The sequence below is a fragment of the Gordonia sp. 34D genome (assembly GCF_056682775.1).
On sequence record NZ_CM155293.1, the window covers coordinates 738,738 to 757,210 of the forward strand.

Consider the following 18,473-nt stretch of genomic DNA (forward strand, 5'->3'; position numbering starts at 1 on the left):
CCGTGCACATGAACGATTTCGATCGGGGACATGTTGACCGGCACTCGACGCTGCACGGAGAGCCGCTTCCACTGTCCTCGTACCCGCCGCCGCCACGACCGCCGGGTAAACCCGCCAACTGGCTAGTGGTGGCGATTTCGGCCATCAGTGTGGTGGTCGTTGGTGTGGCCGGAATGCTGTTGTGGTTGCTGAAAACCAATGCGGGCGGCGAACCGGAACCGGCTGCGGCTCAACAGCCCGTCGTGACAAGTATCGTGAACGCCACCCCCGTGCCGACGGCAACCGCCCACGCAACGGCACCGACGTCACTCCCCGCAACGGCGGCGACGCCTCCGGTTCAGTCACCATCGAGTCCGTGGTACGCCCAATTTGGTGCGTACAACAACTACGACAATGCGCAGGCCGAAGCGTCGCTCCACGACGGTGCGGTGATCTTGCCCGGTTCACGCGTCGGTTCAACGTCCGCGTATGTCGTGGTGAGGCCGACAGCCAGCGAGGCCGAGGCCCAACGAGTCTGTGCAAAGTTTGCCGAAGGATCCTGCTACGTGAGGAGCGGTCAGTGACCAGCAAGCACAACGATGATCACAGCGATGTGCTGCGGGTCGCGGTCCTCGAAGGCGATGGCGTGGGTCCGGAAGTGGTTCCGGTGGCCATGGACGTTGCGAAAGCGGCGCTCGCGGCCCACGGACTGACCGTCGACGCAGTTCCACTCGCCTATGGAGCGACGGCGATCGACAGTGACGGCACTCCGCTTCCTGCGGCGACCCTCGACTCGCTCGAACGGTTCGACCTGTGGGTTGTCGGACCGCACGATAATGCGGCGTATCCGCGGGAACTGCAGACGCCACCGCCCGGTGCGGTGCTCCGCAAGCAATTCGGTCTTTACGCGAACCTTCGACCGGCCCAAGCACTTTCAGGCGTGGCGGCAACTTCGCCCGACATTGATGTGCTGATTGTTCGGGAAAACAGCGAAGGCTTCTACGCCGACCGCAACATGACGATCGGCAGCGGCGAGTTCATGCCAACACCCGATATCGCGATGGCGGTCGGCGTGGTGACGAGAGCCGCGTCGCAGCGGATCGCGGTAGAAGCCTTCGACGCGGCTCGTCGCCGTCGCGGTCATGTCACGATTGTTCACAAGGCGAACGTGCTCGCGTTAACGACTGGACTCTTCCGCGACGTGTGCCTCGAAGTGGCGAAGGACTATCCAGACGTGCGGGTCGACACCGAGCATGTTGACGCCATGGCTGCGCTGTTGGTCCGTCGGCCCGCAGAGTACGACGTCATCGTCACCGAGAATCTGTTCGGCGACATCCTTTCCGACTTGGCGGGCGAGTTGTCTGGGTCGCTCGGGTTGGCACCGTCGATCAACGCCTCACACACGCAGGCGATGGCTCAAGCCGTGCACGGGGCGGCACCGACAATCGCGGGGACCGGGACGGCCAACCCGGTGGCCATGATCTTGTCGGTCGCAATGCTGTTGCGGTGGCACGGTCGCCGTTCCGGTGATGCTCGGGCCGAAGCCGCCGCCGATGCGATTGACGGTGCGGTCGCGCACGTACTCGCGGACGGAACGGTCACCGCAGATCTGGGCGGCAAGGCATCGACTCGCGACTTTGGCGCTGCGGTCGTCGCTCACCTGACATGAACCGGTTCGCAGCTGCCACCACTGTCGGCCCTCGTTGCGCACTCTCGGACCTCTCTGCGCACTCTCGGCCCTCTCTGCGACTGTCGGGCGCCAATCCGCCATACTCAATTGACTCGCCAAACCGGTGAATCGGAGCGAGCAAACCGGATCAAAGTCTCTTCAGGGGTAATGGATGCGAAAGCGATCGTTGCGGGCCACCGTGCTGGCGGGCGTAGTCGCCGGGTTGGTGGCACTACCGTCGTTGACGGGGTGTGTCGTCGACGAGTCGGCGCTCGACACCCAACCGTTGTCCCTGCAGGTGGAGAAACAGCCGGAGATCGCTGCATTGCTGCCAGCCAAGATTGCTGAGGCCGGGGTCCTCCAAGTCGGCACTAATCCGCCCTATCAGCCGAATGAGTTCAAGAACCGCGACGGCGAGATTATTGGCTTCGACGTCGACCTGATGAACGCCATCGTTAGCGTCCTCGGTATCAAGGCCATCTATAACGAGGCCGACTTCGACAAGATTATTCCGGCCATGCAGGGCGGCACCTTCGATATCGGGATGTCGTCGTTCACCGATTCGCTGGAGCGGGAGAAGGAAGTCGATTTCGTCGACTACTTCAGCGCGGGCATCCAGTGGGCGCAGCGATCGGGCGACAACGTCGACCCGGACAATGCCTGCGGATTGCGTGTCGGCGTACAGAGCACGACGGTCGAAGACACGGACGAGGTGCCTGCCAAGAGTGCGGCGTGCGTCAAGGCGGGCAAGGACCCGATCATCAAGGTCAAGTTCGAAACGCAAGACCAGGTAGTCAATGCACTCCTACTGGGGCAGGTCGACGCGTTTTCAGCCGACTCGCCAGTTACGGCGTACGCGGTGAAGAAGACCGACGGTCAATTGGTCCAGGTGGGTCCGCTGTACGATGCCGCTCCCTACGGGTATCCGGTGCCCAAGGGGTCGCAGCTGGCGAAGGCGATTCAAGCGGCATTGCAATACCTCATCGACAACGGCCAGTACCAGCAGATTGCCGAACATTGGGGAGTGGAAGCAGGAATGATTACCCGGTCGACGATCAACGGGGCGAAGGGCTGAACCGATGACGATCACTGAACCCGTAGGCACCCCGCACGACCAGCAGCCGATTAAGGCCATCCCACTCCGGCACCCCGGGCAGTGGGTGGCGTCGGTCATTGTGCTGGCCCTGGCTGGCCTGTTCATTTACGGGGCCGCCACCAACTCCGCGTTCCGCTGGGGCACGTACTTGGACTACCTGTTTGAACAGCGAATCTTGTCGGGTGTCGGCTACACGCTGGCGCTGACTGTGCTCGCGATGATCATCGGTGTGGTGCTTGGCGTCATCGTGGCAGTGATGCGGATGTCACCCAATAAAGTCCTCAGTTCAACGGCGTGGGTATACCTGTGGGTATTCCGCGGGACGCCGATCTACGTCCAGTTGGTGCTGTGGGGCCTCGTCGGGTCCATCTACAAGACGGTGAATGTTGGTATCCCGTTTGGGCCGACAGCGTTCACGATCGACATTCAGCAACTCAGCCTCGAGTACGTATTTGTCCTCGCCGTGATTGGTTTGGCTCTGAACGAGGCCGCGTACATGGCGGAGATTGTGCGTGCCGGCATCAGCTCGGTAGGCGAGGGCCAGATGGAGGCGTCGGTAGCCCTGGGTATGTCGTGGTGGCAGACAATGCGTCGAACCGTGCTGCCGCAGGCTATGCGTGTGATCATCCCGCCGACGGGCAACGAAGTGATCAGCATGTTAAAGACAACTAGCTTGGTGGCGGCCGTGCCGTTCAGCCTGGAACTCTACGGTCGCTCGCGCGATATTTCGGGCGTCAACTTTCAGCCAATCCCGATGCTGCTGGTGGCCTCCACGTGGTACTTGGTGGTCACCTCGATCCTGATGGTCGGTCAGCACTACTTGGAGAAGCACTATCAAAAGGGTGCTTCGCGCCAGCTGACCGACGGGCAGCTAGCTGCCTTGGCTGCGGCGAATACGACGATCGTGGAGGAAGGTAAATGACCGCCGCTTCGAACGCCGGGACCAAAGCGGTGCCGATGGTTTCCGCCGACCGCGTGTGCAAAAACTTTGGGGCTCTCGAGGTCCTCAAAGGTGTCTCCCTCGAGGTCCAGCGAGGTGAGGTCGCCTGCCTGATCGGGCCATCGGGCTCGGGTAAGTCGACGTTCCTGCGATGCGTCAACCATCTTGAGAAGGTCAACGCTGGCCGTCTCGTCGTCGATGGTGAGTTGATCGGCTACCGCGAGCGTGACGGCAAGCTGTACGAGATGAGCCCGCGCGATTCGGCCCGCCAACGCCGCGAGATTGGCATGGTGTTTCAGCACTTCAACCTGTTCCCGCATCGCACGGCACTTGAGAACATCACCGAGGCACCAGTTCTCGTTGGCGGAAAGTCGAAAGCGCAGGCCGTTGAGCGTGCCTTCGATCTTCTCGACCAGGTGGGTCTGAGAGCAAAGGCGGATGCCTACCCCGCGCAACTCTCCGGTGGTCAGCAGCAGCGAGTCGCGATCGCGCGTGCGTTGGCGATGGATCCAAAACTGATGCTCTTCGACGAGCCAACGTCGGCCCTGGACCCCGAACTTGTCGGTGATGTCCTCGAGGTCATGCGAAATCTCGCCTCCGAAGGCATGACGATGCTCGTTGTCACCCACGAAATGGGCTTCGCTCGAGAAGTCGCCGATCAACTCGTCTTCATGGACGGCGGCGTCGTCGTCGAACGTGGCGACCCCCGCGACTTGCTGAGCAACCCGAAGGAAGCACGAACGCAAGAGTTCCTGTCGAAGCTGCTGTAAGCGATCGTGGCACGCGGCGACACGCCGACGTGTCGACTTTTGAACCAATCCGGGCGTTGCTGCGTCTAACTGGCATGAAGATTGAAAGCTTGCCATTCGATGCCAACGGAATTCTGCACGCGCGTCGTGCCGTCAAAGCTGGGGTGGATAGGTCCCGCTTATCGAGGGCAGTTCAGGCTGGCGAGTTGACGCGCCTCCTGACGGGCGTATTCGTGGTCTCAGAGGACCGGACTCCTGGGCAACTACACCTGTTGAAAGCCCGCGCAGTGTCTCAGGCTCATCCGGAGATGGTGCTTTCACATGAGGCTGCAGCCGTGGTCCATGGGTTTTCGATGCTAAAGCCTGCTTTCGATGCCGTCGAGATCGTCGCCCCGAGGCGCGTTCGGGCGCAGGGACTACAGCGCCGGGTTCTTGATCTCCAGGACGACGACGTCGATGAGCCCGATGGCATACGTGCGACCTCACGGGCTTTGACTGCCGTCACCGTCGCTTGTACTTCGCCGATGGGTTTCGCCGGCGCGCTGACCGTTCTGGATTCGGCTTTACGTGCCGGGGTTTCTCGTCGTTCGCTGGAGGCAGCACTGCAGTCCAACCGCAAGGGGATTGGCATCGCTCGGCGTGCTTTCGAGTTCGCCGACTCCGGTGCTGCGAATCCGGGGGAGTCCTGGAGTCGTGCGCAGATGATCCTCGGAGGTCTTCCCGTGCCTAGGCTGCAGCACCGATTCCGTGATGCACATGGAAACTTTGTCGCGCGATCTGACTTCGACTGGGACGGCTTGGTAGTCGGTGAGTTCGACGGCTACGGAAAGTACTTCGACTACAACTCCGGCACCAGGACGGCGTACGACGTCCTACGGGACGAGAAACGTCGAGAAGCGCGTCTCAAAGCCCTCGGAATCGACGTGGTCCGATGGGATTGCAACGGATGTTCGTGGCGAACCTTCGCCCTATCGACACCCGCCGCGGACGCTCGTAGCCTTGGTTTATGTGCCGAAACATCACTGAACTGCGAGGGCTGGAGCCTGCCGCGACCGAGGAAGAGATTGAGGCCGCCGCGCTGCAATATGTGCGGAAGGTGTCGGGGATTCGGAAAATTACTGAGGCGAATCGGGAACCGATGGAGCGGGCCGTCGAAGCAGTTGCTGCGGCAACCCGGGAACTACTCGGCGAGCTTCCCGCACGACGACAACCACCGCAGACCGTCCCGCCATTGCGACGGCCCGAAGTCCAGGCGCGAATCGCCGCTCGAACGGGTTAGGGCTTACGGCAAACAAAGATCGCGGTGCCGGGGAAGTACGACCCCCGCAGCGGGGACCACTGACCCCATTCGTCTTCGAGGTCGTCCGGCCATTCAGGTTCGACGATGTCCTCCAGGACTAAGCCAGCTCCGACGATCTCGCGCACTCGGTCGCCGATGGTGCGGTGATGTTCGACGTAAGTGATCTCGCCGTCGTCGTTGGCCTCCGAATACGGGGTCCGCGAAAAGTACGACATCCGCACAACGAGGCCGTCTGGACCGGGGTCATCGAGGAACATCCACCGCATCGGATGGTTCGTGGCAAATACCCAATGGCCGCCGGGTCGCAGAACCCGCGCAACTTCGCGCATCACCCGCGCTGAATCGGCGACAAACGGGACGGCACCAAACGACGAGCACGCGATGTCGAAGGAGGCATCGGCAAACGGTAAGTGTTCGGCGCCAGCTTGGATCAGGGGTACGGGGGCGTCGTCGAGCTTCATCGCCTCAATGCCGTTGCGCAGCATGCCGATGGAAACGTCGAGCCCAATCACGTTGGCACCGTGCGCTTTTAGCCACCGTGAGCAGGGTGCCGAGCCACAACCAATTTCCAAAATGGCACGACCTTCGACGTCGCCGAGTAGGTGTGCGTCGGCCTCGCGGAAGCGTTCGGGGCCCCAAACAAATTCGCCGCCCGGTGTTGAGTCGCCAATAAAGCGGCCATGCTCAGACTGGTAGTCGGCGGCTTCGTCGTTCCACCAGTTGCGCGCCGCCCGCTGGCTTACGTCGGAATCGACATCGCTCAGGACCCGGGGTGGGCGGGGAGTGGAGTTCACGGGAGTCGGCATCCTTTCAACAGGCACGACCTGGTGCGACAACTTCAACCTTCTCGTCACTGTCCCAACGGCGCAGGCGCGCGGCACGACCGTCGATCTTCGACCACGACAGAACGTCGAGCGCTGTCGCCACTTGCTCGGCAGTAAGACGACGGCCCAGTGTGACGTGCGGGGTCCATTGTCCCGGGGCGCAGTGCTGCACCAACCCTGTCACGTGGTCGTCGGCCAGGCGAAACATGGTTGCGTGCACCGCCAGCAATTCTGACGACGGCACCACCGACCGGGCGAGGATAAATCGATTCTTGGTCGGAAACACGAGAGCACCACCGACGCTCAGGGTGAAGGGGAGGCGTTGGGCGGTGCTCGCGACGGCGGTGTCGGCCGCGGGCGAAATGGTGGTTCCCACCAGGAGTGTGCAATGTGGCGACACGGTACCCGCGCGAATTTGACCCGAATTGGGTATGCCAGCCTCCTCCAAGGTGTGCCACTGGTCACGAATGGCTGCATCAGTGTCCGAATCGAGGAGAATTTCTATCGAATGCGGCAACTTGAGACTCCTTGGGTTAGCGCGCTTGTCAGCCCTATTTGTGCAGGTCGACCGGGGGTAGTACGCTGATCCACGTGTGTGCGCGGAGCGCATACTTTGCACCAGCCGGGGCGGTCTCGTCAAGGCGGTGCGCGAACAACAAGGAAACCGGGTCCAGCCTGCGAAGACTGCCGGGTTTACCGTACCTACTAGATACCTGTCCGGAGCAACTCAACATATGTCGTCCCCCACGATCACCTCGCCGCAAGTAGCCGTCAACGACATCGGCACTGCGGAGGACTTCCTCGCCGCTATCGACTCCACGATCAAGTACTTCAACGATGGCGACATCGTCGAGGGCACCATCGTCAAGGTTGACCGCGACGAAGTTCTGCTCGACATCGGCTACAAGACCGAGGGTGTTATCCCTTCGCGTGAGCTGTCGATCAAGCATGACGTCGACCCCAACGAAGTTGTCACCGTTGGTGACGAGGTCGAGGCCCTGGTTCTCACCAAAGAGGACAAAGAAGGCCGCCTGATTCTTTCGAAGAAGCGTGCACAGTACGAGCGCGCCTGGGGCACGATCGAGGAGCTCAAGGAGAAGGACGAGGCCGTCAAGGGCACCGTCATCGAGGTCGTCAAGGGCGGCCTGATCCTCGACATCGGCCTCCGTGGCTTCCTCCCCGCTTCGCTGGTGGAGATGCGCCGCGTCCGCGACCTGCAGCCGTACATCGGCAAGGAGGTCGAAGCCAAGATCATCGAGCTCGACAAGAACCGCAACAACGTCGTTCTGTCGCGCCGCGCTTGGCTCGAGCAGACCCAGTCTGAGGTCCGCAGCGAGTTCCTCAACCAGTTGCAGAAGGGACAGGTCCGCAAGGGCGTCGTCTCCTCGATCGTCAACTTCGGTGCCTTCGTCGATCTCGGCGGCGTCGACGGCCTGGTCCACGTTTCCGAACTCTCTTGGAAGCACATCGATCACCCGTCCGAGGTTGTCACCGTTGGCGACGAGGTCACCGTCGAGGTTCTCGACGTCGACATGGACCGCGAGCGCGTTTCGCTGTCGCTCAAGGCAACGCAGGAAGACCCGTGGCGTCAGTTCGCCCGCACCCACGCGATCGGTCAGATCGTGCCGGGCAAGGTCACCAAGCTGGTTCCGTTCGGTGCATTCGTGCGCGTCGAAGAGGGCATCGAGGGCTTGGTCCACATCTCGGAGCTGGCCGAGCGCCACGTCGAGGTCCCGGACCAGGTTGTTGCTGTCGGCGACGACGCGCTGGTGAAGGTCATCGACATCGATCTCGATCGTCGTCGCATCTCGCTGTCGCTGAAGCAGGCCAACGAGGACTACACCGAGGAATTCGATCCCTCGAAGTACGGCATGGCAGACAGCTACGACGACCAGGGGAACTACATCTTCCCCGAGGGCTTCGACGCCGACACCAACGAGTGGCTCGAAGGCTACGACAAGCAGCGTGAAGAGTGGGAAGCCCGCTACGCAGAGGCTGAGCGTCGCCACAAGCTGCACACCACGCAGATGGAGAAGTTCGCCGCGGCTGCTGCCGAGGCAGAGAACGCTCCGACCGACTACTCGTCGTCGAGCGAGGCCCCTGCGGCCGCATCGACCTCGAGCTCGTCTTCGTCGTCGACCAGCGGACCGGCTCAGACCGGTGGCTCGCTGGCCAGCGATGAGCAGCTCGCTGCTCTGCGCGAGAAGCTGTCGGGTGGCAACGCCTGATCTGCTAGCTAGCTAACAAAAGTGCCCCGAGAGCTCCGGCTCTCGGGGCACTTTTGTATTTGCGGGCGCGGAGGTTGCTTCGAACGTCAACTGAAAGGCGTTGCGGTACAAGCAGTCTGGACCTCGAAATGACCCGCTGAGCTCGCAGACCTTGCATGGGATGACCTGTAGCCGGGCGGACCAATTGTCGAAGTGTTTGAAAACCGACGAGACGGGTAACCAGAGTTTGGGTGTGTGGCATATGGAGCACGCGGCCGCTGCTGGCACCTTCAAGGAGTGACCTGTTGGTCCATCACGCGCTGGCGTGGCACGTCGACCAACGGCTATCCGGATGGCAGACAACCGAGGAGAACGATGACTGACAACAACTTCACGACAGACGATGCCGGAGTCCCGGTGTACAGCGACGAACTTTCCTTGACGGTCGGTAGGGACGGCCCAATCTTGCTGCAGGATCACTACCTGATCGAGAAGATGGCGCAGTTCAACCGAGAGCGGGTGCCTGAGCGTCAACCGCATGCGAAGGGCGGCGGCGCATTCGGCCGGTTCGAGGTCACCAACGATGTCAGCGCCTATACCAAGGCAGACTTGTTCCAGCCAGGGAAGGTGACCGAGACACTGGTTCGATTCAGCACTGTCGCGGGCGAGCGTGGCAGCCCCGACACCTGGCGCGACCCCCGTGGCTTTGCCGTCAAGTTTTACACCGAGCAAGGCAACTTCGACATGGTCGGCAACAACACGCCGGTCTTCTTCATGCGAGACCCGATGAAGTTCCAAGACTTCATCCGCTCGCAGAAACGCCGAGCGGACAACAACCTTCGCGATCACGATATGCAGTGGGACTTCTGGACCCTGTCCCCGGAGTCCGCCCACCAGGTCACGTGGCTGATGGGTGATCGCGGGATACCGCGCTCCTGGCGACATATGAACGGGTATTCCAGTCACACCTACATGTGGGTGAACGCAGGCGGGGAACGGTTCTGGGTCAAGTACCACTTCAAGACCGACCAGGGTGTCGAGTGCCTTACCCAAGAAGAGGCAGACCGTTTGGCCTCCGAGGACGGCGACTACCACGTGCGCGACCTCTGGCAGGCGATCGAGCACGGGGACGCGCCGAGCTGGACGCTGAAGATGCAGATTATGCCTTTCGAGGACGCGGCGGAATATCGGTTTAACCCGTTCGACCTGACAAAGGTCTGGCCGCATGCGGACTACCCGCTGATCGAGGTCGGCAAGATGACTCTCGATCGCAATCCGGACGACTATCACACGCAGATTGAGCAGGCGGCTTTCGAGCCCAGCAGCATGGTGCCGGGCACGGGCCCGAGCCCGGACAAGATGCTGCTCGGGCGGCTATTCGCCTATCCGGACTCCCATCGCCATCGCATCGGCGCCAACTACAAGGAGTTGCCGGTCAACACTCCGCGCGCGACAACGGTGCGGTCATACTCCAAGGATGGCGCGATGCGCCACCAAAATCCGGGTGACCCGGTCTACGTGCCCAACTCCAAAGGCGGGCCGCACGCGGATCCCGCCGTCGCTGGTGAACCGGCAGGCTGGCAGTCCGGCGGCGAGATGGTGCGGGAGGCGTACTCGCTGCATGAGCAGGACGACGATTGGGGCCAGGCGGGGACGCTGGTCCGTGACGTGCTCGACGACGCTGGCCGGCAGCGACTCGCGGACAACATCGCCGGGCATCTGTTGGCCGGGGTGACAGAGCCGGTGCTGGCGCGCGCGTTCGACTACTGGAAGCACGTCGATGCCGAACTTGGCACCAAGGTAGAGGCGCTGGTGCGAGCCGAACAAAAGTAGTAAGTAGAGGGGCCAGCCGACTGGCGCAGGTGTCCTACGAAGGGTGAATCCGATGGCAACTGTCAGCGATTTTGTGATCCAAAGGGTGAGAGAATGGGGCGTCAGTCGGGTTTTCGCCTATCCAGGAGATGGCATTGGCGAGTTCGACGGCGCACTCGAGAAGGCCGGGCGCGCGGGTGAAGGATTGAAATATGTGCGCCCGACGCATGAGGAGATCTGCTCGCTCATGGCGACAGCGCACGCCAAGTTCACCGGCGAGATCGGCGTGTGCATTGCCACCTCGAGCCCAGGCGTATTCCACCTACTCAACGGGTTGTACGACGCGCAGATGGACAACCAACCGGTGGTGGCCATCGTCGGGCAGCAGGGGGTGAACGCGCTGGGCACGTTCACGCAGCAGGTAAGCAACATAGAACGCGTCGTGGCGGACGTCGCGCTGTATGCGCAGACTATCGTCTCTCCGGAACAGGCGCAGGCCGTCGTGGACACGGCGTTCCGGACGGCACGCGTGCGGCTCGGGCCGACGGTGGTCATCATTCCCCACGACGTGCAGGGGATGAAAATGCCTGAGCTGATCCCGACGAACTGGGTCTCGCGCTCAAGTGCCGTTGCGCCGTCCATCTCGATCATCCCGCCGCAGGTCGAGATCCTGAAGGCCGCCGCCATCATCAACGCTGGCAGCAAGGTCACTTTCATCGTCGGCCACGGCGCGAACGGCGCGACCGACGAGGTGGTGAAGGCCGCCGAGCTGTGCGGTGCCGGCGTCATCACCGCGCTGCGCGCCAAGCAGGTCGTGCCCTCCGACGTGCCGTACCACTCCCAGCAGCTGGGGCTGCTCGGTTCCAGGCCGAGTCTGCATCAGATGAGCGGCTGCGACACTCTCGTGTTCCTGGGTACCAACTACCCCTACAGCCAATTCCTGCCGGCCAGCGGACAGGCGCGGGCCATCCAAGTGGACCTCAAGCCGGAGCAGATGGGCTTGCGCTATCCCACCGAGCTCAACCTCTGGGGTGATGTGAAGGCGACCCTGGCCGCCCTGATCCCGCATCTCGAACAGAAGACCGACCTGTCGTGGCAGAGCACGGTCGCAGACGAGATGGTCGAATGGGAGAACGAGATGGAGGCCCAGGCAATGCTGACCTATCCGGACGGCGTTAACCCGCGGCGGGTCTACCATGAACTCAACAAGCGGCTTCCGCCGCGCGCCATCGTCACCGCCGACGCCGGAACGACCGCGGACTGGTACGGCCACCACATCCGGTTTCGCCGCGGCATGATGGGCGATCTGTCTGGGCGGCTCGCGAGCATGCTCGCAGCCATGCCGTACGCGGTCGCGGCGAAGTTCGCGTACTCAGACCGGTCGGTCATCTGCACGATTGGTGATGGAGCGTTCCAGATGCTCGGCCTGAACGAGCTCATCACCATCAAGAAGTACATGACGGAGTGGGACAATCCGCAGCTGATCATCATGGTGCTGCACAACAACGACCTCACCCAAGTGTCGTGGGAGATGCGCACGCAGGACGCCAACCCGGTGTGGTCCACTGCGCAGGACGTCGAATCCGTCGATTACGCCGGGTGGGCAGAACTGCTCGGCTTCACCGGAATTCGCGTCGAGCACGACGACGATGTGGCCGCAGCATGGGACACCGCGTTCGCCACCCGTGGTGTCACCGTCATCGACGCGTACACCAGCAAGAACGTGCCGCCGCTCCCGCCGCACATCGCCTTCGAGTTCGCGAAGAACACCGGTGAGGCGCTGCTTAAGGGCGACCCGGAGGAGTTGGATGTCATCCGGGACTCGGCGAAGGCACTCGCGTCCGAGGGCCTTGCGCGGGTGAAGGACAAGCTCCACATCGGCCGGGAGCACGACAGGAAGAACGACTGAGGCGCGGCGATCCGGCCGTTGACGCGGCCTATGTTGGCCAGGTGTGCACGGGCTCGCCCTCTCCCATCAGGGTGAGGTAGTCATGGAGCATCTCGGTGAGCGCCTGTTTTCGAGATGCGCCCGCGTCTTCCCGTGCACGCACCGCGTCCCGCTGCCATCGCGCACCGTTTCTCTCTGCGGCACACCGTTGCTCGATGATGCCGAGATATCGTTCGCGCACTGGGCTATCCACGCCAAAGGAGGCGAGGCCGGCGTGCGCGATCGGCAGCAGCCGATGCAGCACCAGAGCGCTAGGCCCCACAGAGCCCACGCCCGGCCAATGCAGCCGTGCGTCGAATCCGCCGCGCGCAGCCGCGGTGAGGTTCTCGCTCGCCATGTCGAAGTCCATCTGCGACCACAGCGGCCGATCCGAGTCGACTAGCCCACGCACCAGCCCGTAGTAAAACGCCGCGTCGGCGAGGGTATCGACCACAGACGGGCACGCCGGTAACACTCGATTCTCTAGGCGCAGATGGTGTCCACCGTCGGCGGTGTCGTAGACGGGGCGGTTCCATCGGTAGATGGTGCCGTTGTGCATCTGGAGTTCGGCCAAGCGTGGAGTTCCACCCGCAGCGAGGACCTCTAGCGGGTTTTCGTCGCTGCACACGGGCAACAATGCCGTGAAGTAGCGCGAGTTCTCCTCGAATAGATCGAAGACCGAGGTGATCCACCGTTCCCCGAACCAGACTCGCGGCCGCACTCCCTGGTTGACAAGCTCTGGCGGACGAATGTCGGTGGACTGCTCGAACAGGGGCATACGCGTCTCATGCCAGAGGGCGCGGCCGAATAGGAAGGGGGAGTTGGCACCGACGGCAACTTGCACCGCGCTGATCGCCTGCGCGGCATTCCAATGGGCGGCGAACTGGTCGGGTGGTACCTGTAGGTGCAACTGCAGTGACGTGCAGGCGGCCTCGGGCGCGATGGTCTCGAAGCTGGTATCCAGCTGCTCTGGCGCGCTCCAATTTGAAAGTGGCATGCCGGTGATGTGCAGTTCGATACCCTCTCCGCGGGCGTTGACCATCTGCTCGTTGAGCAGCCCGTAGCGGGGGTCGTCGGAAATCGCCTTGCGTGTCAGGTGTTCCTCGCGCAGCGTCGGAAGGATGCCAATCATCGCCAATTCATGTCCCGACGTCCGGGCGTGGCCGGACGCCGAATTCAACACGCCGCGCAGGCTCGATTCGAACTTAAGTAGGTGCTGGCCGCGCAGCGGGTGCGGGGGCATGTTGATCTCAATATTGAACTGCCCGAGCTCGGATTGGAATGTGTCGTCATCGACTGCCTCCAGCACTTGCGAGTTCGCCATCGCCGGCTCGGCATCAGAATCGACAAGGTTCAGCTCGACTTCGATGCCGATCTTGGGCTCGGCGACATCAAATTCATCTTGTGCCAGCATCTGGGCGAGCGCTTCCAGACAGCGATTCACCCGCTCCCGAAAGCGCGATCGATCTTGGCGTGTGAAGTAGTGGCGTGAGACGTCCTCGCCCATTTTCAGAGCCCCCTCATCTAGTCGATTTCTAGTCAGCTCGTGGTAGTGCCCCGACTCCGAACTCGGAGGACACTGTCACCGGATGCTGCGGGCGCAATCGCCGCCGCTTCGGTTACCTCCATTGCCGCCTGGCGGATGGTGCTGAGGATGCGGGTGAGAGCGAACCCGAACCTACCTGCTTGGCGTGATAGCGATCAGCAGGTCGCCGTTCTCCACTTGCGCGACTTCCGGCACAGCGACGCGGGAGACGGTGCCGCCGACCGGCGTGGTGATGGCAGCTTCCATCTTCATGGCCTCGATATGGGCGATGGCGTCGCCCGCAGCAACCTCATCGCCTTCGGCCACGGTCAGCGTCACGACGCCAGCAAACGGTGCAGGCACCTGGCCGGGCACATTCGGATCGGCCTTCTCGGCGCGCGGGCGCGCGTCCTCGATCGACCGGTCGCGAACGCGGACCGGGCGAAGTTGTCCATTCATCCAGAACATCACGGTGCGCATACCGCGCTCGTCGGCCTCCGAAATTGATTCCAGCACCAACAGCATGGTGACGCCGGGCGAAAACTGCACGTTGTGCTCGGTGCCGTGGACCAGTCCGTACAGGAACTCGCGAGTACCGATCACCGACGTATCGCCAAATAGCCTGCAGTGGTCATTGAAGTCGCGGGTGGGACCAGGAAACAACAACCGGGACAACGTGTTTCGGCGGGTCTCCGGCTCGCCGGCGAGACCAGCGTGGTCATCCTCCGACAGTGGCGTCAACGGGGGGACTACCGCGGGTGCCCCGCCGAGTGCCTTGGTGCGCAGCGGTTCCGGCCAACCACCGGCAGGGGTTCCGAGTTCGCCGCGGAAGAATCCGGTGACCGATGCCGGAAGGTCGACGACGCGTGGATCGGCCGCGAACTGCTCGGCGGAAATTCCCGAGCCAACCAACGCTAGTGCCAGATCGCCAACGACCTTCGACGACGGCGTCACCTTGATGAGCCTGCCCAGCGCGTGGTCGACACCAGCGTAAGCGTCTTCGATGTCCTCGAACCGATCGGCGAGCCCCAGCGCCTTGGCTTGGGCGCGCAAATTCGACAGTTGGCCACCGGGGATTTCGTGCGTGTACACGCGGCCCGTCGGTGCCGGAATCCCCGCCTCAAACGGGTGATACAAACCGCGCATCGACTCCCAGTACGGCTCCAGGTCGCAGACAGCGTCGAGGCTGATTCCGGTGTCGCGATCAGTGTGCGCGGTCGCAGCAACGACGGCGGCCATCGACGGCTGGCTGGTGCCGCCCGACATCGGGCCTGCCGCGACGTCGACGGCATCCGCACCGGCCGCCCATGCGGCCAGATAGGTCGAGAGTTGGCCGCCAGCGGTGTCGTGCGTGTGCACGTGAACGGGCAGATCGAACCGTGAACGCAAGGCAGTGACCAGCGTGGTTGCCGCCGGAGCGCGCATCAAGCCAGCCATGTCCTTAATTGCCAGGATGTGGGCACCCGCTTCGACAGCCTGATCCGCGAGCCGCAAGTAATAGTCGAGCGTGTACAGATTCTCTGCGGGATTCGACAGGTCCCCGGTATAGCAAAGGGCTACTTCAGCGACGGCGCTCCCCGTCTCGCGGACGGCTTCGATGGCCGGACGCATCTGCTCGACGTCGTTGAGGGCATCGAAAATTCGGAAGATGTCGATACCCGACGCGGCAGCCTCCGCAACGAAGGCATCCGTGACTTCCGTCGGATACGGGGTGTAGCCCACCGTATTGCGGCCGCGCAGCAGCATCTGCAAGCAGATATTAGGCACTGCCTCGCGGAGCTTCGCGAGCCGATCCCACGGATCCTCATGTAAGAAGCGAAGGGCGACGTCGTAGGTGGCACCGCCCCAGGCCTCAATCGAAAACAGGTTGGGCAGGCTGCTTGCCACGTGGCCAGCGACAGCCGTGAGATCCTTGGTACGAACGCGCGTGGCGAGCAGTGACTGGTGGGCATCGCGGAATGTGGTGTCGGTGATCGCGAGGGCCGACTGCGCGCGCAAATCTGCGGCAAATGCTTGCGGACCCAATTCCAACAGGCGCTGCCGAGAGCCGCTCGACACCGGCTCCTTGCTGAGTGGGGGCAGCTTGGTGATCGGATCGACACCGCTCGGTGCCCGACCATGCGGGGCATTCACCGTGACATCAGCCAGATAGCTCAGGAGTCGGGTGCCGCGGTCGGCGGACGCGTGAGCATTGAGCAACTCCGGATGCTCAGCAAGGAACCCCGTATCGACGGCACCCGCGCGGAACGTCGGATTGTCGAGCACCGCCTTCAGGAACGGAATGTTTGTGGTGACGCCGCGAATGCGGAACTCTTTCAACGCACGACGGGCCCGGGCCAACGCCATTTCCCGATTGGAGCCTCGGCACGTGAGCTTGACCAGCATGGAGTCGAAGTAGGCCCCCACCTCGGCACCGACGGTAGTGCCGCCGTCGAGCCTAATTCCGGCACCACCCGGCGACCGGTACGCGGTGACCAGTCCGGTGTCGGGGCGGAACCCATTGGCCGGATCCTCGGTCGTGATGCGGTACTGCATCGCGAATCCGTGGATGGAAATGGTGTCCTGCGTGAGGCCTAGGTCGGCCAGCTTGGCACCCGCAGCCACCTGCAACTGGGTCTGAACCAGATCAACATCGGTGACTTCTTCGGTCACGGTGTGCTCCACCTGGATGCGCGGGTTCATCTCGATGAATACGTACTCGCCGCGGCGATCGAGGAGGAATTCGACGGTTCCGGCGAGGGTGTAGCCAATATGGCGCGCGTAAGTGATGGCGTCGGCGCACATGCGGTCACGCAAGTCTGCCGGGAGATCGGGGGCGGGCGCTTGCTCGATGACCTTCTGGTGGCGTCGCTGAACGGAACAGTCGCGCTCGTAGAGGTGGACCACCTCACCGGAGGCATCGCCGAATACCTGTACCTCGATGTGGCGTGGCGCGGTCACCGCCTGTTCGATGTACACGGCACCGTCGCCGAACGCCGATTCGGCCTCGCGGGAAGCTTCCTGCAGCGCAGAGCCCAATTGGCGCGGATCGTCGACGCGACGCATACCGCGACCACCTCCGCCGGAGACGGCCTTTACGAACACCGGGAATGTCATTTCCAGGCCGGCGGCCAGCAGGGCAGCGGGGTCGGTGGAGGGTTCGGTCGATGCCAGTACCGGCAACCCGGCTGCCTTGGCCTCGGCTATGGCCCGAGACTTGTTACCGGTCAGCTGAAGTACCTCGGCGGACGGTCCGACGAAGGTAATGCCGGCTTCCTCGCAGGCGCGAGCGAGATCGGGGTTCTCCGACAGGAAGCCGTAGCCGGGATAGATGGCGTCGGCGCCAGATTCGCGGGCAACCCGGAGAATCTCGTCGACATCGAGGTAGGCGCGCACGGGATGACCGGGCTCACCGATCTGGTAGGCCTCGTCAGCCTTGAAGCGATGCGCGGAGTTGCGGTCTTCGTGAGGGTAGACGGCGACGGTGGCGATACCGAGTTCAACTGCTGCGCGCAGGGCGCGGATAGCGATCTCTCCGCGGTTGGCGACCAGAATCTTGTTGAACATTTCACGGCTCCTTAAATCGAAAGCGCAACAACCTCGACGGGCACAATCTCGACGGGCACAGTCCCTGGGGCGCAAACCCCGCCACTTAAAGCCCGCGCGTGTTTGCCTATCGTTCCAGGGATGGTGCCGTGTTGCTTGCAGAACCGCGGCCTCGGCCTGGGGCGGTTGCTCCTTACCCGGCGATTTGAACAATTGAGTGGCAGGTATCACAGTGGGGGCAATGACTTCCCTCAACGAACACGAGATTCGGGCCCTGGCCATCGTGCTGGATGCGGCCCAACGCGGATGCGCCGAGACGCCGAGTATCGCCTCCGACGATCGGGTGCGTGCGGTATTCGACGACGCTGCCGCCTACCGCGTTCAAGAGGCGCTGGTGAACCGCCGCGCCATGCGGGGGGAACGCGTGGTGGGCGTCGTCGGGCGTGCGGGGATGGTTGGTCGAGTCACGGACGCGATGGCGATTGACGACGGTGGGGCAGTGGCTTCGCTCTCCAGATTCATCAGTCCGCAGGTGGAACCTGCAGTGGCGTACCGGCTTTCGACCACGACCGCATCCTCGATCGACGAAGTTTCCGCAGTCGCGGTGGCCCTGATCGTCACGGACTCGCGGTACGGCTCACGGTTCGCGACCAACGCCGACGCGATCGCCGATAATGCGTCGCTAGCTGGATTCGCCATCGGTGAGTGGGTACCTGCGGAAGATGGGGAGTTGGGGATGCGGTCCCGAGAACTCATTGGGGTCCTTGATCGATGCCGCAGTCATGGAATCGATCTCGCCGCTGACATGATTGTCCTCGTCGCCGACGTTGGCGCTCAATCGGCGATCGTCGACCGCACTGCCAACTGCACCGTTGACGGACTCGGAACGGTGATTGCCAGATTCGAGGCCTAAGCTTCGA

General features: G+C 62.8%; 14 protein-coding genes. 10 read left to right on the forward strand and 4 right to left on the reverse strand.

Features of this window, described 5'->3' with window-relative positions; translation table 11 throughout:
- The first annotated feature begins 8 nt into the window (after nucleotides 1-8).
- From AC1L34_RS03430 to AC1L34_RS03455, 6 genes are all read left to right on the forward strand, one after another.
- Nucleotides 9-563, forward strand: a complete 555-nt coding sequence (locus AC1L34_RS03430; RefSeq protein WP_424325088.1) for an SPOR domain-containing protein — start codon at nucleotides 9-11, stop codon at nucleotides 561-563.
- Nucleotides 560-1,648: an isocitrate/isopropylmalate dehydrogenase family protein gene (locus tag AC1L34_RS03435; RefSeq protein ID WP_424322320.1), complete on the forward strand. Its 1,089-nt coding sequence runs from the start codon at nucleotides 560-562 to the stop codon at nucleotides 1,646-1,648. The genes AC1L34_RS03430 and AC1L34_RS03435 overlap by 4 nt, the downstream gene beginning before the upstream one ends.
- Before the next feature lie 172 nt (nucleotides 1,649-1,820).
- The gene (locus AC1L34_RS03440; protein WP_424295369.1) at nucleotides 1,821-2,723 is read left to right on the forward strand and encodes an ABC transporter substrate-binding protein; all 903 of its coding nucleotides are present in this window, start codon (nucleotides 1,821-1,823) and stop codon (nucleotides 2,721-2,723) included.
- 4 nt (nucleotides 2,724-2,727) lie between these two features.
- Complete coding sequence (locus AC1L34_RS03445; protein WP_424295367.1) at nucleotides 2,728-3,666, forward strand: amino acid ABC transporter permease; 939 nt, start codon at nucleotides 2,728-2,730, stop codon at nucleotides 3,664-3,666.
- A 35-nt stretch (nucleotides 3,667-3,701) separates the two neighbouring features.
- Nucleotides 3,702-4,454, forward strand: coding sequence for an amino acid ABC transporter ATP-binding protein (locus tag AC1L34_RS03450; protein ID WP_424295385.1), 753 nt, complete (start codon nucleotides 3,702-3,704; stop codon nucleotides 4,452-4,454).
- Nucleotides 4,455-5,439: 985 nt separating this feature from the next.
- On the forward strand, nucleotides 5,440-5,712 hold the full coding sequence (locus AC1L34_RS03455) for a DUF2277 family protein (protein ID WP_424295366.1): 273 nt from the start codon (nucleotides 5,440-5,442) through the stop codon (nucleotides 5,710-5,712).
- Here AC1L34_RS03455 and AC1L34_RS03460 read toward each other — a convergent pair.
- Together AC1L34_RS03460 and AC1L34_RS03465 are read right to left on the reverse strand one after the other, a co-directional pair.
- A complete protein-coding gene (locus tag AC1L34_RS03460) occupies nucleotides 5,709-6,539 on the reverse strand; it encodes a class I SAM-dependent methyltransferase (RefSeq protein ID WP_424295365.1) in 831 nt (276 codons plus the stop codon). The two genes, AC1L34_RS03455 and AC1L34_RS03460, sit on opposite strands and share 4 nt — an antisense overlap.
- A 4-nt stretch (nucleotides 6,540-6,543) precedes the next feature.
- Nucleotides 6,544-7,167, reverse strand: coding sequence for a 2'-5' RNA ligase family protein (locus AC1L34_RS03465; RefSeq protein WP_480035103.1), 624 nt, complete (start codon nucleotides 7,165-7,167; stop codon nucleotides 6,544-6,546).
- Between the two features lie 124 nt (nucleotides 7,168-7,291).
- Between AC1L34_RS03465 and rpsA the strand changes: the two genes are divergently transcribed.
- The 3 genes from rpsA (at nucleotide 7,292) to AC1L34_RS03480 (ending at nucleotide 12,485) form a co-directional block, all read left to right on the forward strand.
- On the forward strand, nucleotides 7,292-8,785 hold the full coding sequence (rpsA, locus tag AC1L34_RS03470; RefSeq protein ID WP_424322317.1) for a 30S ribosomal protein S1: 1,494 nt from the start codon (nucleotides 7,292-7,294) through the stop codon (nucleotides 8,783-8,785).
- 354 nt (nucleotides 8,786-9,139) lie between these two features.
- Nucleotides 9,140-10,597, forward strand: a complete 1,458-nt coding sequence (locus tag AC1L34_RS03475; RefSeq protein WP_424294241.1) for a catalase — start codon at nucleotides 9,140-9,142, stop codon at nucleotides 10,595-10,597.
- A gap of 52 nt (nucleotides 10,598-10,649) precedes the next feature.
- Nucleotides 10,650-12,485, forward strand: coding sequence for a thiamine pyrophosphate-requiring protein (locus AC1L34_RS03480; RefSeq protein ID WP_424294242.1), 1,836 nt, complete (start codon nucleotides 10,650-10,652; stop codon nucleotides 12,483-12,485).
- Nucleotides 12,486-12,513: 28 nt separating this feature from the next.
- Here the strand turns inward: AC1L34_RS03480 and AC1L34_RS03485 are convergent, their stop codons facing one another.
- Both AC1L34_RS03485 and AC1L34_RS03490 read right to left on the reverse strand, forming a co-directional pair.
- Complete coding sequence (locus AC1L34_RS03485; protein WP_424322316.1) at nucleotides 12,514-14,010, reverse strand: glutamate-cysteine ligase family protein; 1,497 nt, start codon at nucleotides 14,008-14,010, stop codon at nucleotides 12,514-12,516.
- 171 nt (nucleotides 14,011-14,181) lie between these two features.
- Complete coding sequence (locus tag AC1L34_RS03490; RefSeq protein WP_424322315.1) at nucleotides 14,182-17,574, reverse strand: pyruvate carboxylase; 3,393 nt, start codon at nucleotides 17,572-17,574, stop codon at nucleotides 14,182-14,184.
- 220 nt (nucleotides 17,575-17,794) lie between these two features.
- On the opposite strand from AC1L34_RS03490, the gene AC1L34_RS03495 reads away from it, so the two are divergent.
- Entirely contained in the window at nucleotides 17,795-18,466 is a 672-nt protein-coding gene (locus AC1L34_RS03495; protein WP_424322314.1) for a 4-oxalocrotonate decarboxylase, read from the forward strand.
- Nucleotides 18,467-18,473 lie beyond the last annotated feature (7 nt).

Coding starts and splice junctions, on each gene's coding strand:
- AC1L34_RS03430 (WP_424325088.1), top strand. CDS start 9: ATGAACGATTTCGATCGGGGACATGTTGACCGGCACTCGACGCTGCAC.
- AC1L34_RS03440 (WP_424295369.1), top strand. CDS start 1,821: ATGCGAAAGCGATCGTTGCGGGCCACCGTGCTGGCGGGCGTAGTCGCC.
- AC1L34_RS03445 (WP_424295367.1), top strand. CDS start 2,728: ATGACGATCACTGAACCCGTAGGCACCCCGCACGACCAGCAGCCGATT.
- AC1L34_RS03450 (WP_424295385.1), top strand. CDS start 3,702: ATGGTTTCCGCCGACCGCGTGTGCAAAAACTTTGGGGCTCTCGAGGTC.
- AC1L34_RS03455 (WP_424295366.1), top strand. CDS start 5,440: ATGTGCCGAAACATCACTGAACTGCGAGGGCTGGAGCCTGCCGCGACC.
- AC1L34_RS03460 (WP_424295365.1), bottom strand. CDS start 6,539: ATGCCGACTCCCGTGAACTCCACTCCCCGCCCACCCCGGGTCCTGAGC.
- AC1L34_RS03465 (WP_480035103.1), bottom strand. CDS start 7,167: ATGCGCTCCGCGCACACACGTGGATCAGCGTACTACCCCCGGTCGACC.
- rpsA (WP_424322317.1), top strand. CDS start 7,292: ATGTCGTCCCCCACGATCACCTCGCCGCAAGTAGCCGTCAACGACATC.
- AC1L34_RS03475 (WP_424294241.1), top strand. CDS start 9,140: ATGACTGACAACAACTTCACGACAGACGATGCCGGAGTCCCGGTGTAC.
- AC1L34_RS03480 (WP_424294242.1), top strand. CDS start 10,650: ATGGCAACTGTCAGCGATTTTGTGATCCAAAGGGTGAGAGAATGGGGC.
- AC1L34_RS03485 (WP_424322316.1), bottom strand. CDS start 14,010: ATGGGCGAGGACGTCTCACGCCACTACTTCACACGCCAAGATCGATCG.
- AC1L34_RS03490 (WP_424322315.1), bottom strand. CDS start 17,574: ATGTTCAACAAGATTCTGGTCGCCAACCGCGGAGAGATCGCTATCCGC.
- AC1L34_RS03495 (WP_424322314.1), top strand. CDS start 17,795: ATGACTTCCCTCAACGAACACGAGATTCGGGCCCTGGCCATCGTGCTG.